This is a genomic window from Mucilaginibacter endophyticus, from assembly GCF_003351025.1.
GTDB lineage: Bacteria > Bacteroidota > Bacteroidia > Sphingobacteriales > Sphingobacteriaceae > Mucilaginibacter > Mucilaginibacter endophyticus.
Window position 1 is genome coordinate 1,099,090 of the sequence record NZ_QPCG01000002.1, and the last position, 15,471, is coordinate 1,114,560.

Annotated in this window: 18 protein-coding genes; 10 read left to right on the plus strand and 8 right to left on the minus strand. The window is 40.3% G+C overall.

The annotated features are described in order from the left end of the window. The first annotated feature begins 16 nt into the window (after positions 1-16). Positions 17-469, plus strand: a complete 453-nt coding sequence (locus DUL71_RS12050) for a hypothetical protein (protein ID WP_114938297.1) — start codon at positions 17-19, stop codon at positions 467-469. Between the two features lie 78 nt (positions 470-547). On the opposite strand, the gene DUL71_RS12055 is transcribed toward DUL71_RS12050, so the two are convergent. Next, entirely contained in the window at positions 548-1,003 is a 456-nt protein-coding gene (locus DUL71_RS12055; protein ID WP_114938298.1) for a PA2169 family four-helix-bundle protein, read from the minus strand. A 941-nt stretch (positions 1,004-1,944) separates the two neighbouring features. Here DUL71_RS12055 and DUL71_RS12065 point away from each other — a divergent pair. The 5 genes from DUL71_RS12065 to DUL71_RS12085 all read left to right on the plus strand — a co-directional run bounded on the left by DUL71_RS12065 (position 1,945) and on the right by DUL71_RS12085 (position 6,970). Next, positions 1,945-3,447, plus strand: coding sequence for an ATP-binding cassette domain-containing protein (locus DUL71_RS12065; RefSeq protein WP_114938299.1), 1,503 nt, complete (start codon positions 1,945-1,947; stop codon positions 3,445-3,447). A gap of 224 nt (positions 3,448-3,671) precedes the next feature. Then, positions 3,672-4,796, plus strand: a complete 1,125-nt coding sequence (gene mqnC, locus DUL71_RS12070) for a cyclic dehypoxanthinyl futalosine synthase (protein ID WP_114938300.1) — start codon at positions 3,672-3,674, stop codon at positions 4,794-4,796. Positions 4,797-4,877: 81 nt separating this feature from the next. Beyond that, positions 4,878-5,429: an SMC-Scp complex subunit ScpB gene (gene scpB / locus DUL71_RS12075; protein WP_114938301.1), complete on the plus strand. Its 552-nt coding sequence runs from the start codon at positions 4,878-4,880 to the stop codon at positions 5,427-5,429. A 143-nt stretch (positions 5,430-5,572) separates the two neighbouring features. Next, entirely contained in the window at positions 5,573-5,767 is a 195-nt protein-coding gene (locus DUL71_RS12080) for a hypothetical protein (protein WP_114938302.1), read from the plus strand. Positions 5,768-5,848: 81 nt separating this feature from the next. Continuing rightward, the gene (locus DUL71_RS12085) at positions 5,849-6,970 is read left to right on the plus strand and encodes a GNAT family N-acetyltransferase (RefSeq protein WP_114938303.1); all 1,122 of its coding nucleotides are present in this window, start codon (positions 5,849-5,851) and stop codon (positions 6,968-6,970) included. A gap of 25 nt (positions 6,971-6,995) precedes the next feature. Here the strand turns inward: DUL71_RS12085 and DUL71_RS12090 are convergent, their stop codons facing one another. Further along, positions 6,996-7,337: a helix-turn-helix domain-containing protein gene (locus tag DUL71_RS12090; RefSeq protein WP_090524822.1), complete on the minus strand. Its 342-nt coding sequence runs from the start codon at positions 7,335-7,337 to the stop codon at positions 6,996-6,998. A 309-nt stretch (positions 7,338-7,646) separates the two neighbouring features. Here DUL71_RS12090 and DUL71_RS12095 point away from each other — a divergent pair, with 309 nt between their 5' ends. Next, positions 7,647-8,054 carry an Rrf2 family transcriptional regulator gene (locus DUL71_RS12095; protein ID WP_114938304.1) on the plus strand — a complete coding sequence of 136 codons (408 nt, stop codon included), beginning with the start codon at positions 7,647-7,649 and terminating at the stop codon, positions 8,052-8,054. A 54-nt stretch (positions 8,055-8,108) separates the two neighbouring features. Beyond that, positions 8,109-8,750: an NAD(P)-dependent oxidoreductase gene (locus DUL71_RS12100; RefSeq protein WP_114938305.1), complete on the plus strand. Its 642-nt coding sequence runs from the start codon at positions 8,109-8,111 to the stop codon at positions 8,748-8,750. 115 nt (positions 8,751-8,865) lie between these two features. Here DUL71_RS12100 and prmA read toward each other — a convergent pair whose 3' ends face one another. The 6 genes from prmA to DUL71_RS12130 all read right to left on the minus strand — a co-directional run bounded on the left by prmA (position 8,866) and on the right by DUL71_RS12130 (position 13,434). Beyond that, entirely contained in the window at positions 8,866-9,702 is an 837-nt protein-coding gene (prmA, locus tag DUL71_RS12105) for a 50S ribosomal protein L11 methyltransferase (RefSeq protein ID WP_114938551.1), read from the minus strand. Positions 9,703-9,756: 54 nt separating this feature from the next. Next, positions 9,757-10,233 (minus strand): hypothetical protein, encoded by a 477-nt coding sequence (locus DUL71_RS12110; protein ID WP_154402368.1) that lies wholly within the window; start codon positions 10,231-10,233, stop codon positions 9,757-9,759. A 138-nt stretch (positions 10,234-10,371) separates the two neighbouring features. Continuing rightward, positions 10,372-11,136 carry a triose-phosphate isomerase gene (gene tpiA, locus DUL71_RS12115; RefSeq protein ID WP_112571859.1) on the minus strand — a complete coding sequence of 255 codons (765 nt, stop codon included), beginning with the start codon at positions 11,134-11,136 and terminating at the stop codon, positions 10,372-10,374. A 110-nt stretch (positions 11,137-11,246) separates the two neighbouring features. Next, positions 11,247-12,437, minus strand: coding sequence for a GlmU family protein (locus DUL71_RS12120; RefSeq protein ID WP_114938307.1), 1,191 nt, complete (start codon positions 12,435-12,437; stop codon positions 11,247-11,249). A gap of 64 nt (positions 12,438-12,501) precedes the next feature. Continuing rightward, positions 12,502-12,750: a type B 50S ribosomal protein L31 gene (locus tag DUL71_RS12125; protein WP_090524811.1), complete on the minus strand. Its 249-nt coding sequence runs from the start codon at positions 12,748-12,750 to the stop codon at positions 12,502-12,504. Between the two features lie 273 nt (positions 12,751-13,023). Then, positions 13,024-13,434, minus strand: coding sequence for an SMI1/KNR4 family protein (locus DUL71_RS12130; protein ID WP_112571863.1), 411 nt, complete (start codon positions 13,432-13,434; stop codon positions 13,024-13,026). Between the two features lie 216 nt (positions 13,435-13,650). Here DUL71_RS12130 and DUL71_RS12135 point away from each other — a divergent pair, with 216 nt between their 5' ends. Both DUL71_RS12135 and iscU read left to right on the plus strand, forming a co-directional pair. Further along, the gene (locus DUL71_RS12135; protein ID WP_114938308.1) at positions 13,651-14,862 is read left to right on the plus strand and encodes an IscS subfamily cysteine desulfurase; all 1,212 of its coding nucleotides are present in this window, start codon (positions 13,651-13,653) and stop codon (positions 14,860-14,862) included. 109 nt (positions 14,863-14,971) lie between these two features. Further along, complete coding sequence (gene iscU / locus DUL71_RS12140; protein WP_076378185.1) at positions 14,972-15,385, plus strand: Fe-S cluster assembly scaffold IscU; 414 nt, start codon at positions 14,972-14,974, stop codon at positions 15,383-15,385. Positions 15,386-15,471: the final 86 nt, after the last annotated feature.

The following is a 15,471-nucleotide window of genomic DNA, read 5'->3' on the forward strand; positions in this document are numbered from 1 at the left end:
TGATAAGCAATAAAATATGAAATATTCTGAATGGAAAACCCTTGATGCCGATGAGCGTAAAAACATTAGCTGGCATCGTCACCCTCACATACGCACCGCAACGCTTTTTGCTATAGTTTTTGCTATCACGCTTATTGTTGTGATAATGGGCATAAGCAAAAACAGCACAGTGCATCTTAACCGCAAGCCCACCTCAAAAGAAGCTTTTGCCATGGCAAAAGAATTTGTAAAAGAAAAACTAAAGCAACCGGAAAAAGCAGTTTTCCCTAATAACGCGGGTTTTAAATTTATCATTGATACTACAGCCAATATCTACTTGCTGCAATCAACAATAAAAATAGAAAACAACAGCGGTAAACTGGAGCAATCCAACTGGGAAGTTAAAATGCTATATACAGATGGCGACTGGGCCGAAAAAAACAGCTGGCAAGTAAAATATCTCAACATCGACCCTCAACCCAAAAACTAAGATTCGCTTAATAACAAAAAAGGGGCAGTTTTAAAACTGCCCCTTTTTTGTTAACCCAATAATAAATTACCTGTTAACTTAATGAACACTGTCACGCAGAGCTTTGATCTCGTCATGCGCATCAAGAAGTTCGCTTTCCTGCTGGCTGATGGTTTCGCGCAGATAGGCCGGTAAATTTTCATCTTCCAGTGCTGTACGATATGCTTTTAAAATAGCATCTTCGCCAAACTCACATTCCTCCAGCACATCATGTGTGTCGTGCCCTGTAAACGCGGCTTTCACATCAAGCCAAACCCGGTGAATTTTACCGCTGGTACTTGTGCCGGTTTCGATATCCTTTCCAAAAGCACTTACCTCGGTACCTAACGCAAGTTTGTAACCCTGGCTTTGGCCTATAAGTCTTGTAAAAAGTGATTTTAGTTCGGTATCACCATCCTTCAAATCTTTTGAAGCGCGTTGATAACCCTCAATCCTGTCATTGTTGATCTGGATCAGATCATTTAAAATCTGTACGGTTGCTTGTGTATTTTCCATGATTAGATGTTTTTATACCATATTCAACCAATCAACAGTCAATTTGTTTAATTAATTATTTAATAATTAACCTTGAAAGAAAATTAACTTTTACCCCGAAACAAGGAAATGATCCAGATAATAACGGCAATAACTACAATAACAGCAATGATTCCCGTAATTGCTCCCGCTTTAAATATGCCGGTTATAACCGAACAACTGCTCAAAGTAAATAACACAAATGCAAATAGTAAAAAATGTAAGTTTTTCATGGTTGTTTTTTAAATAAATTTCAACAACAGAACGCAATAATCAGGCCTTTTTAACAATTGGCGCCTCAGGGCGCATCTGTTTGTAACACATGAACTTTGGTGAGTGTTGGTGTATACAAATACATACAATAACAGTAGTCGCGTCTCCTAACAAACCATAACGCAATCGCAATCCATTATAAATACTTTACAAATAACCGTTGACTGAAAAAACAAATGCCGGCAACATATGTTAATATAGCGACTTTGTAAACCGATAGTAAAATCAAATTTTTATTGAAAGTTCAAAGTCAAGCGTTGCTGCCCCGCGGTTACGTAATGCGTTCTTATTATAAATCATTAATCAACAATCTATTTTTCACCAGCTATGACGATACAGATACAACCCAACATTCAATGTGAAAACTGCATTAAATGCGGCAGAAGACCTCATATTGAACAAAATAAAAAATACTGGGCAATAACCTGCCCTAACAGCAGCTGCAAAAATTCGGTGAAAGCACTTATTGTTGATTTTGACGCCTGGAACCGGCTTAATAAAAAGACTAATGAAATACCGGCCACAACCGAGCCACTAAAACGCATCGCTTAAATTTGCTGTAAGAAAGGAAGTTACCATTTTAAATTTATAAAAATTTCACGGCCTTGGCACAGATGAGTACATTTACGCGCTACTCTACTTGTTAAGCTATGACAAATGCACTTCTATCAATAAATAAAGCAACAGTACGTTTCCTAAATACAACATTATTTACCGGCTTAAGCTTCAATATAAATAAAGGTGAAAGCTGGGCCCTCATCGGCGAAAGCGGATCGGGAAAAAGCGCCTTGCTACAAACTATAGCAGGGCGTTTTAACGTTACCGGGGGCGAAATAAATTACCATTTCTGGAACGATTACGCCGAACTTTTCAACGCCAATGAGGTTGCAACGCCGCATAAACTTATAGCTCTGGTTGAACCCAAACATCATTTTCGTAACTTATCAAACACTACCGATTTTTATTATCAGCAACGATATAACTCGTCTGACTCGGAAGATGCCCTCACTGTTGCAGATTATCTTGATAATATACCAAAACTTCAGGGAACACATGCCTTTTGGACACTTGAAAAAGTAGTTTCATTATTACGCCTCGAGTTATTGCTTAATAAGCAGATCATTAAACTATCTAACGGCGAAACCAAACGTTTGATGCTGGCCGCCGCATTACTGAAGAACCCAGTGTTATTAATGCTTGATAGCCCTTTAACCGGCCTGGATGTAAAAACACGCGAAGAATTTAACGGCATTATTGAGCAGATTACTGCTTCGGGTATTAACCTGATCATGGCTACCTCAATTCATGAAATCCCTGAGACCATCACACATGTTGCAGTATTAAGTAAAGGAGCTATTATTCACGAAAGCCCTAAACAGGATTTTAAACCCGAATTATTCCAGATAGATCTTACAGATAGCATTGATACCGGTGAGCTAAGTGCCTTACTCAATATTGATAAAAACCCGGCTGTGTACAACCTCATTGTAAAGATGGAGAATGTACATATTAAGTATGGGGATAAAGTAATATTGGATAATGTAAACTGGCAAATAAATCCCGGAGAGCATTGGGCTTTGCTTGGCCCCAACGGAGCCGGCAAATCAACTTTACTAAGCCTGATCAACGGAGACAATCCACAAGCTTATGCCAACAATATTATTTTATTTGATAAAAAACGTGGCACAGGCGAAAGTATCTGGGATATTAAAAAGAAAATAGGTTTTGTTTCGCCCGAATTGCATCAGTACTTCCCTACAGATAATAGTTGCTTACAGGTAATTGAATCGGGGTATTATGATACCCTTGGCCTGTTCAGGCCAGGCAATAAAGAGCGCGCTGAAATAGCTTTACGATGGATGAAGGCATTGGAAATTGAAAAGTATGCCCGCGTGCTGCTCAAAAATGTACCCGCAAGCGCGCAACGTTTGTGCCTCCTGGCCCGTGCCCTCATCAAAAACCCGGCATTATTAATTTTTGATGAGCCCTGCCAGGGGATGGATGATCACCAACAACTCCATTTTAAAAACCTGGTTGACAGCATTTGCAGCCTGGGAAATGTTACGCTTATTTACGTAACCCACTATCAGCATGAAATACCTAATAGCGTAGATAAGGTTTTAAGACTGGATAAAGGAAAGGTGGTGAGTTAGAGGTTAGAGGTTAGAGGTTAGAGGTTAGAGGTTAGAGGTTAGAGGTTAGAGGTTAGAGGTTAGAGGTTAGAGGTTAGAGGTTAGAGGGCAATGTTTCTTGAATTACTTTGTTTTAAGTTTTCATTTTTATCCATGCCTAACACGGCAAAAAATGATCACATTTATTTGTCAATTATTTAACAGCGGGCAAAATCAAATTATCAACTTGCGTATATTTGCCTGATATGAATACAGCCGATCTGTTGCAACGCGCGTTGCGGTTTGATTTTTTAACGCTTGAAGAAGGCGTTTACCTGTATAACAACGCCTCAACTGCCGAGTTGATGTATACCGCCAACGAACTTCGTAAAATACAGGTTCCGCATGGTAAGGTTACCTGGCAAATTGACCGTAATGTTAATACCACCAATGTTTGTATAGCTAATTGTAAGTTCTGTAACTTTTTCCGTCGCCCCGGCCACGAAGAAAGTTATATAACCGACATTGAAACTTATAAAAAGAAAATCGAGGAAACTTTCCGTTACGGCGGCGACCAGTTGTTGTTGCAAGGCGGTCACCACCCTGACCTGGGATTGAAGTTTTATACCGATCTGTTCCGCGAATTAAAACAGCTTTACCCTAAGTTGAAATTACATTCGTTAGGTCCGCCCGAAATTGCGCACGTTGCCAAATTAGAGGGCATGCCGCACATCGAAGTACTCAGGGCCATGAAGGAAGCCGGTTTAGATTCGTTACCTGGTGCCGGTGCCGAGATCCTGAATGACCGGGTGCGTCGCCTGATATCAAAAGGCAAATGCGGTGGTAAAGAATGGCTCGACGTAATGCGTGCCGCTCATCAGCTTAACCTGCCTTCATCCGCAACTATGATGTTTGGTCATATCGAAACTATCGAGGAGCGTTTTGAGCATTTGGTTTGGATCCGCGAGGTACAAGCCGAAAAGCCGGAAGGTCATTATGGTTTTATCGCGTTCATTCCGTGGCCTTTTCAAGACGATGGAACGCTTTTGCGTAAAGTACGCGGTATCACTAACAATGTTACCGGCGACGAATATATCCGCATGATTGCCCTGAGCCGTATCATGTTGCCTAACGTTAAAAACATTCAGGCATCATGGTTAACCGTAGGCAAGCAAGTAGCCCAACTATGTTTACATGCAGGTGCTAACGATTTTGGATCGATCATGATTGAGGAAAACGTAGTATCTGCTGCCGGTGCTCCGCACAGATTTACAGCCCGCGGCATTCAGGAATCCATAAAAGAAGCCGGCTTTGAGCCTCAGCTGCGTACCCAGCGATACGAATGGCGCGATATCCCCGTTGAAATTGAAGAACAGGTTATAAACTATTAAGTTACCAGTGTGCGGTTGGCAGTTTGCAGTTGAAACAAAACTAACTGCCAATTGCAAACCATCAACTGCCAACTGAACAAAATGGAACAATACATAGAAGCACTAATTTTTGCGTCAGAGCAGGCTATCCGATTGGAAGAGATAATGTATTGCCTCCAGGCTGCTTTTGAGCGCGATTTTACCAACGAAGAAGTAACCGACGCGATAAGCAGGATTCACGAAAAATACCAGCATCATAGCTTAGCTATCGAACTCGTGAAAATTGGCAATGGGTATCAATTTTTGACCAAGAAAGAATATCACGCCGTTATAAACCTGCTTCAATTACAACGTTCAAAGAAAAAGTTAAGCCAGGCTGCTTTAGAAACCCTTGCCATCATCGCATACAAGCAACCGGTAACCAAACCGGATATTGAACAGATCAGAGGTGTGAATTGCGACTATTCGATCCAAAAATTGCTCGAAAAAGAGCTAATAGCTATAGTCGGCAAATCGGAAGGGCTCGGAAAACCCATCCTTTATGGCACCAGCAACTTGTTCATGGATTATTTTGGCATAAACAGCATTGAGGAATTACCTCAACTTAAGGACTTTACAAACAATACTGCCACTATTGGCGAGCAATCAGAATAATTTTAATTTCTGTTTTAAAAAAAATCAATTTTAGTTATTTTTACTATTGAATCGATAGAGATAAAGGACTTGAAAAAACGCTTTTCTTAATCTGATTTAAATTATTATTATTGACCGAAGTTTAATTTATAAAATCCATTACAATGGGAGCGCCAAAGAAACCGAACACTAAAAAGATCCAAGACTCTGATAACGATGCGGAGGATGATGATCTGGAGTCAACAAAAGCAACGAAGAAGTATGATGATGATGATGATGACTTTGACGGCCCTTTAGACGATGATCTGGGCAGAGGTGGTTATGAGTCGTTTGATGACGAAGACGAAGACGATTATTAATAATTAAAAATATAGTATTTTGTAAAGCATTCAGACTATGCCTCTGGATGCTTTTTTTATTATCTACCGGTAACAGCGCTAATGAAAGTAACTGAAGTACAGGACAAAGCATCAAAAAAAGCATTTTTGGATGTAGCCCGCATCATTTATAAAAACGATCCGAACTGGGTTTGCCCGCTTGATAACGATATCGAAGCCGTGTTCAATCCGGCAAAGAATAATTTTCACCAGCATGGAAAATGTACCCGCTGGATCCTGACAGATAATAATGGCAAACTGATTGGCCGGGTAGCTGCATTCATTAACGAAAAAAAGGCATACAACTATGAGCAGCCAACCGGCGGAATGGGCTTTTTTGAATGTGTTAATAATAAAGAAGCGGCCTTCCTGCTATTTGATACCGCCAAAAACTGGCTCAAAGAAAACGGCATGAAGGCCATGGATGGCCCCATCAATTTCGGTGAAAACGATAATTTCTGGGGTTTACTGGTTGAGGGCTTTACACCTCCCTCCTACGGAATGAACTATAACCATCCGTATTACCAGGCATTTTTTGATGATTACGGATTTAAAACCCAGTATGCGCAGATCACTAACCATGTTGACGCGCACAAACCATTTCCTGAGCGGTTTACTAAAATTGCTAACTGGGTAGCCAAAAAGCCAGGTTATGATTTCAGGCATTTCGAAATAAAAAAAATAGAAAAGTTCGCCGCCGATTTCATTGAGGTTTATAACGACGGATGGAAGGATTTTGAAAATTTCGTCCCCATAAACTACAATACAATTATGGAAAGCTTTGAAAAAATGAAGCCCCTGATGGATGAAAATTTGATTTGGTTTGCCTATGTTGATGATGAACCTGCTTCATTCATGATCATATTGCCAGATGCCAACCAAATGCTAAAGCCGCTTAACGGTAAGCTCAACCTGATTGGTAAACTTAAGTTTTTATACTACCGGTGGAAGGGCGTATCCCGTATGCGTGCCATTGTGATGGGCACAAAACAAAAGTATCAAAAGCACGGTCTTGAATCGGCCATGTTTATAAAACTAAAGGAATATGTACTGCCATTAAAGCGTTATGATGAGCTTGAACTATCATGGGTAGGCGATTTTAACGACAAAATGATTGCTATTCATGAAGCGGTGGGCGCTACGTTTGGCAAGCGGCATTTAACAATGCGTTACATTTTTGAATAGCCCGGCACAAACCGGGCTTTTCAAATTATGCGGTTACTTTTGAATGTCGAAGTTCTTCAAATAGTTCAATTACTTTTTTCTGCAAATCAATTACTTCAGTTTCGCGGTCCATTAAGCGTTTGTTAACAGTTTCCAATTCGTTAACAAATTTTTGATCCTGCTCGGTGTCATTAAATGTAAGCAACTGAACTACAGACATTTCAAACAGATTTGCTATCTGCTCAAGCCTTGATAAATTTATATCTGTTATCCCTGTTTCAATTTTTGAGAAAGCGGGGATTGAAATATCCAATCTCTTTGCAACATCCTCCTGGCTCCACCCCTTTTGATGACGTAATAATCTGATTTTTTTTCCGAGAGTTTTCATTTGGTTAAATTAATAGTGTAGGTTTCGCAAAAGTTAATTACTTTACAATAATATTTATTATCACGCTAATTATCAACTAATTTGCGTAAAATTTTATTTAACAGTGTAGTTAATTGTTGCGGTTGGCAAATCCTTTAAATTAAAGCATAATAATCGTCCAAAAACATACCTACAACATGGTATTTTCCGAATAATTTAGGCCAGGGATTTTCATCCCATTGTAATTTAGTGCGCAAAAAAGCGTAAAAAATTCTTCTTTTTAAAATTTAAATTTCATTTTTGTACTGTAATATTTTTTATTACAGATAAATGAACGGACAATTTCAAATAGCAACCCACGTATTAACCCTGCTTTGCAAGCAGCCGGGCGAATTGCTGTCGTCCGACTATGTAGCCGGAAGCATGAATGTAAATCCGGTTCTGGTGCGTAAAGAGATGCGCAAGCTACGCGCATGCGGTCTTATTGAAAGTAAGGAAGGTAAAACCGGCGGTTATAGCCTGGCCCTCCCACCGCAAAAAATCACCCTTGCCGATGTTTATAAAGCTGTAAAGTTGCCACCTGCTTTAGGTCAGGCTAAAAACAAGCCTAATCCGGATTGTCCTGTTGGCAAACAAATCGGTACCCACCTTGATCATTTAGCCGATGATGTTGAAGCTGCCATTGTCAAAAAACTGAGCACCATAACCATTTTTGATTTTGTAAATCAATTCGATTAAAAAAATTTAAAACAAACTGTAACAAATTTAATTACAATATAAAACCAGAAAACAATGAAAATCGCATTAATTGGAGCCACAGGCTTTGTAGGTAAAGCCGTTTTAAACGAAGCATTACAACGCGAATATGAAGTAACCGCCATAGCACGTAACCCAAAAACTGATATTGAAAACCCCAAATTAACACTCAAAACCGCCGACGTATATAATGTTGATGAGCTAACAGAAGTTTTAAAAGGGCATGATGCCGTCGTAAACTCATTCAACGCCGGTTGGACAAACCCTGATCTGTATAATGATTTCATCAAAGGTTCTGAAGCCATACAACAAGCTACTAAACAAGCCGGTGTAAAACGTTTATTGGTTGTGGGCGGAGCAGGCAGTCTTTACATTGCCCCTGGCGTACAGCTGGTTGACAGCCCTCAATTCCCTGCCGAATGGAAAGCCGGTGCTACCGCCGCCCGTGACTATCTTAATATCATTAAAAAAGAAAATGATTTAGACTGGACTTTTCTGAGCCCTGCTATTCATCTACATCCTGGCACCCGTACAGGCGTATACCGCACAGGTACCGACGAGCCGGTATTTAACGACAAGCACGAACACGAAATTTCTGTTGAAGATTTAGCAGTTGCTATTTTGGATGAACTGGAAAACAACCAGTTTGTAAAAAGAAGGTTTACTGTGGGGTATTAACAATTATATGTCATTGCGAGCGAAGCGTGGCAATCGCATACTATGCAGAGCGACTCTGTATAGCATGCGATTGCTTCGTCGTTCCTCCTCGCAATGACATAAATTTTGTGGCTTCCTACTTTATAAACTTAGTAGCAACCCAGTCTTTATCCTTTTTGTGGGTAATATATTTCAGGCCGTACTTCCGGGCTTCGTCGGTAATGATATCCAAATCCGGCGATTCGTAAAAACCGCTGAAATAGATCTCACCGTCCGCTTTTAATACTTCGGCATAGCGCTGCATCTGATCAATCAGGATATTGCGGTTAATGTTTGCCAGGATGGTATCGTATTGTTCGTCGGGAATAACTTCTTTTGAACCACAAAGCGGCTTAATATCAGGTACATTATTCAGGGCCGAATTTTCGATAGTACTTTCGTAACAAACAGGGTCATAATCGATAGCAGTGATATCATCAGCACCTAATTTGGCGGCCATAATAGCGAGGATACCCGTACCACATCCCATATCAAGTACTTTTTTACCGGCAAATTCATTTTCCAGCATCAGGCTCAGCATCATGGCCGTGGTTTGGTGATGCCCGGTACCAAAAGCCATCTTCGGGTCGATAACTATTTCATATGCAAACTGAGGTTTAGGCTCATGAAAGGTTGCCCTAACGTAGATCTTATCCCCTATTTCAATCGGCTCAAAATTACTTTCCCATACCTCGTTCCAGTTTTTTTGCGGAATAAGCGTTATCTCGTAGCTAAAGGTGAACAGGTCTTTGTAAGGCAATAACTGCTCATCAAGCGCCTGCTGATCAAAAACATCTTCAGGAATATAAGCCTTAAAACCAAGCTCAAGCTCTTCAAAAGTATCGAAACCAATCTCGCCCAAAGCATTAATCAGCAAATCTTGCTGGTAATCTTCGGTGGTGATGGTTGTAAAAAATAATTCGTAATAATTCATTTTGATTTTTTTGTCATTAACCCTCAACAGAACCCCCGTCGACCGACAGAGAATTTAAGTGACAGGTTCAGCTTCGGGTTCAACCGGTTCGCTATCAGTGCTTGTCCTCCTTCTGTCGAGCAAATACAGTACAACAAAGTTAACCATCCAGTAAACAGCTTGTATTTCTGTCATATACCACCAAAAACTTAACAGCGGACTGTATCCATCTTCGGGTAACCATATAACGTAACTGAGGCCCCCGGCAAATAATATACAAACCAGGGCAATGCAAGCACCGGCAATAAAGCGGGCCGATGCACCTTTATGCTTAACCCAGTTCCAAAGTGGTATAATGATCAGGTATTGCGTGAGAATGCCATCGACAAGCAGCAAGCCCCAAAAAAGGCTGAAATAAGCCATGAGACTGTACAGGTTCCCGTTACCAATTTCGCCAATACGCATGGAGTGATGAGGCATATTGAAATACACAACTGCCCAAAACACGCCAAAATCGACCAAAACCGGTAAAAGAACTTTTAAAAGCTTCATGCTTTTTTAGATTTGAGACGTGAGATTTGAGATATGAGATTTTTATTTTTCAATAAACATCTCATACGCTCATTATGTTTGGAATTAAGCCCGAGATTGTCTCAATACTCAAATCTCACATCTCATATCCAAATAATATTAATTAAACGTTTTAACGATATCCGTAAAATCGCGTGATTTCAAAGAAGCACCACCGATAAGGCCACCATCAATATCAGGCTGAGCAAATAGCTCGGCAGCATTGGTTGGGTTACAGCTTCCGCCATATAAAATGGTAGTAGCATCAGCAACTTCCTGGCCGTATTTAGCGGCAATTTCCTTACGGATAAACTCGTGAATTTCCTGTGCCTGTGCAGATGTAGCGGTTACACCTGTACCAATAGCCCAAACCGGTTCGTAAGCAATAACCAATTTTGCAAACTGATCAGCATCAAGGTGGAAGATACCTTCAACCAGTTGAGTTTTGATCACGTCAAAATGCGTATTGGCTTCACGCTCCTGCAAAGTTTCACCAATACAGAAGATAGGGCGAAGATCATTTTTTAAAGCAGTATCTGTTTTTTTTGCAAGCAAGGCATTGGTTTCGCCAAAATATTGACGACGCTCCGAGTGACCCAGGATCACATAAGCGGCGCCGGTTGATTTGATCATTTTAGCAGAGATTTCACCTGTGTAAGCACCTTTTTCTTCCTGGTGGGCATTTTGCGCGCCAACAGCAACTTTATTATATCCTTTAGCCAATTGTACCAGGCTATGGATGTGAATAAACGGACTGCAGATCACTGCTTCCTGCGTGCCGGTAGCCTCATCTTTAACCATGTTGATGATTTCTGAAAATAAAGCTAAACCTTCATTGTAATCAAGGTTCATTTTCCAGTTTCCGGCAACGATTTTCTTTCTCATGATTTTATTTTTAGTTGTTTCTATTAGTGTGGAAGGTTATTAAGCTGATTAAGTAAGTGGTTATTTGGGTTATTATAAGCGGAAAGCTACTCGCCTAATCAACCCAATAACTACTCACCAAACTTTCTGTACTCTTCTGTTAGTTCAAATATGGCTGTTAATATATTCTGTTCTGTTTCGTCAAAATCGCGGTGCTCACGGCGGTCAAACACTTTCTGTACGGTTTCAAACATTTTATTGATCAGATAAACTTCAAAGCCCTGCGCCCCGCCCCATGAAAAATCAGGAACGAAGTGACTTGGAAAGCCTGCCCCAAAAACATTGGCCCCCACGCCCACTACGGTACCGGTATTAAACATGGTATTGATGCCGGATTTAGCATGATCGCCCATGATCAGGCCACAAAACTGCAGACCGGTTTTACGTAAGCGCTGGGTACTATAATCCCAAAGCTTTACTTCGGCGTAGTTATTTTTCAGGTTGGAGTTGTTGGTATCCGCACCAATATTACACCATTCGCCTAAAACCGAGTTGCCCAGGTAACCTTCGTGCCCTTTTGACGAATATCCCCAGATCACCGAGTTATTTATCTCCCCCCCAACCCGGCAGTACGGGCCAATTGTTGTTGCGCCATAAATTTTAGTACCCATTTTAACCTGCGAGTGTTCGCAAATGGCAAACGGTCCGCGGATATGTGTGCCCTCCCAAACCTCGGTATTAGCCGACAGGTAGATGGGCCCGTTAGTGGTGTTAAAAGTTGAGCACTCGGCAACAGCCCCTTCTTCGGCAAAAAAATCATTGCCAATAACAACGTTTGTGGCGCTAATGGCTGCACTTGTGCGGCCTCTGGTAAGCAATTGAAAATCTTTACGAAGTTCGATGTCATTTTTCCTGAAAATATCTTCAGGATATTTTATCGATACAAAAAGATTAGGATAGTTTATAATATCGCTAAATTCAGCATCGGCATTAAAGCTTTCCGCTTCCGAGGCATTAAGGTTGACTGCTATTAACAGATCGTTATACTTAAGCGCCTGCCCGCTTTGCAGCTTGCTGATTGCTTCAATCAGGTTTTCATCCGGACATATGGCACCATTGATAAAAACGTTATCAGCTTCAATATTTACCGGAAACTTTACCTTAAGATAGTCAAGCGTTTTAAAAGAATATGCGCTTTTTAAATGCTTAGCCCATTTTTCGGCAATGGTAAGTATGCCAATACGAAGATCGGCTACAGGCCTGGTAAAGGTAAGGGGCAGCAGCGACTGATGTGCGTTATCGTCAAAAAGGATAATTGCCATGGCGCAAAAATAAAAAAAGTCCCGACTGCAAAGCCGGGACTTACAAATATTGTTTGAACAAAAATTACTTTTTGTTGTAACGTGAGCGGAATTTATCGATACGACCTGCAGTATCAACCAGTTTCATTTTACCGGTGTAGAACGGGTGCGAAGTATGAGAAATCTCTAATTTAACCAATGGGTATTCGTTACCATCTTCCCATTTAACGGTTTCGCGGGTATCGATGCAAGATTTAGTGATAAAAGAGTAGTCGTTAGACATATCTTTAAATACAACTAATCTGTAGTTTGATGGATGCAGATCTTTTTTCATTATATTATATAAACTTACCTTCTGTACTTTACTTAAAAGAGGTGCAAATGTAATAATAAAAGTGAAAACTGGAAAAGCAAATTAAAAATAGTTAATGACTTATGGTTTAAGGTTCATTGCAAAGCAAAGAATCGGATTAAAAAAATTGATTATGAACAATTTATAAAACTCGCCTATCAGAAACTTATTATATATTTCCGGACTAAAATCCGTAGCATTTAAGAATTTATAGAAAATATTGCTCTTATTTCTTTCGATTCCTAATTCCATAAACTAAATAAACACATTACCTATATCTTCTCTATAACGCGCAATGAACTCATCAAACGAATTTGCTACAACTTCATAAGCGCAGCCACAAATTGCATACACTTCATTTTTGTTACTATCATGTGCATACAACCTGATTGCAAATACCATAACATATATCGAATACTCTGCAAATACAAAGCAGTTTTCATGTAACGGTAAAGTATTAACTATATTTCTGTAATCCGGGATTCCACCATAATCACCCACCACTTCCTTTACACTTTTAAATTCAGGAAATTTAAAAAACGCAAACATATCCTCATTGTAGGCATCAATCTCTTCATCAGTGAGTTTTAAATAAGATCGTAAATCACCAGGAATCAACAATTGATTCCTGGATTGAAACAAATCAAGTTCTTCATCCAAAGTCATTTCGCCGGGTATATTTTTTTATTAGGATATACATGTTTTTTAAACGGGGCCCACTGACTTACTTAACACTGTTAAGCACCATATCTGTGTGTACCACTTTGCCCATGTCCAAATATTGTAAATTATTGGTCAGCTTTGATTATTTGCGAAGGTTTTTAGCTGAATTTAGATAAAAACTTGCGTATCTTTGTTTTGTTAATATATTTCAAAAGGACTATGAATATCCCAATTTATTTAGATAACAACGCAACTACACCAATGGACCCACGGGTACTGGAGGCTATGTTACCATATTTTAACGAAAAATTTGGTAATGCGGCAAGCCGTAACCATGCGTTTGGCTGGGTTGCTGAGGAGGCAGTTGATTACGCACGCGAACAGGTAGCCAAATTAATCGGCGCATCTGAAAAAGAGATCATCTTTACCTCTGGTGCTACAGAATCAGATAACCTTGCTATTAAAGGGGTGTTTGAAATGTACAAAGACAAAGGTAACCACATCATAACCGCGGTTACTGAGCACAAAGCAGTGCTTGACGCCTGCAAACACGTTGAAAAACTGGGTGGTAAGGTAACTTACCTTGCTGTTAAAGAAGACGGCCTTGTTGACTTAGCCGAGCTTGAAGCGGCTATGACCCCGGAAACCATTCTGGTATCTATCATGTATGGTAACAACGAAATTGGTGTGATTCAGCCGGTTAAAGAAATTTCTGCTATTGCCCACAAACACGGTGCTTTGTTCATGACAGATGCAACACAAGCAGTTGGTAAGATCCCTGTTGATGTAAACGCTGACGGTATCGACTTATTAGCGTTATCAGCTCACAAAATATATGGCCCTAAAGGTGTTGGCGCATTATACGTACGCCGTAAAGGACCAAGGGTTAAAGTTACTGCTCAGATGGACGGTGGCGGTCACGAACGCGGTATGCGTTCAGGTACCCTTAACGTACCGGGCATTGTTGGTTTAGGTAAAGCCTGTGAACTTTGTGGCCTGGAAATGGAAAGCGAAGCAAAACGCCTTTCGGCTTTACGTGATAAATTACAATCAGCTTTAACTGTATTGGAAGAAAGTTATGTGAACGGTAATGTTGAACACCGCTTACCACATGTAGCTAACATTTCTTTCAAATATGTTGAGGGTGAAGGTTTGATGATGGCCATGAAAGATCTGGCTGTATCATCAGGTTCGGCTTGTACATCTGCTTCATTGGAGCCATCATATGTATTGAAAAGCTTAGGCCTTTCTGATGATCTGGCTCACTCTTCTATCCGTTTCGGCTTAGGTCGTTTCACTACCGAAGAAGAAGTTGATTACGCTGTAGAAGTAACCAAAAACGCGGTTAACCACCTGCGCGAACTTTCACCACTATGGGAAATGTTTAAAGAAGGTATCGACCTTAACTCAATTGAGTGGGCAGAACATTAATTTGATTTCGGATTTGGGATGTCCGGTTTCGGATTTTCCATTTACGATTTGATATATAAGGGTTTCAAAGACTCAGAACTTATAACTTACGACTTAGAACTTTAAAAAAATGGCATATTCAGATAAAGTAATCGATCACTACACTAACCCCCGCAATGTGGGCACTTTGGATAAAAGCAGCCACAAAGTAGGTACCGGTTTAGTTGGTGCACCTGAGTGCGGCGACGTAATGCGTTTGCAAATTCAGGTTGATGATAACAATGTTATCACCGATGCAAAATTTAAAACTTTCGGTTGCGGTTCTGCAATCGCTTCTTCATCATTGGCTACTGAGTGGCTTAAAGGCAAAAGCATTGACGATGCTATGAAAATAGACAACATGGATATTGTTGAAGAGCTTGCCCTTCCACCGGTAAAAATTCACTGCTCTGTATTAGCTGAAGACGCTATCAAAGCAGCGATCAATGACTTCCGCGTAAAAAACGGCTTAGCGCCAATTGAAAGCGAAAAAGTACATCATTAATTATTAAGTGAGTGGTGAGTTGTGGAAGGTGAGTGGTTAACTCCCAATACAACTATTCACTACTCACCTTTCACTATTCACCAACA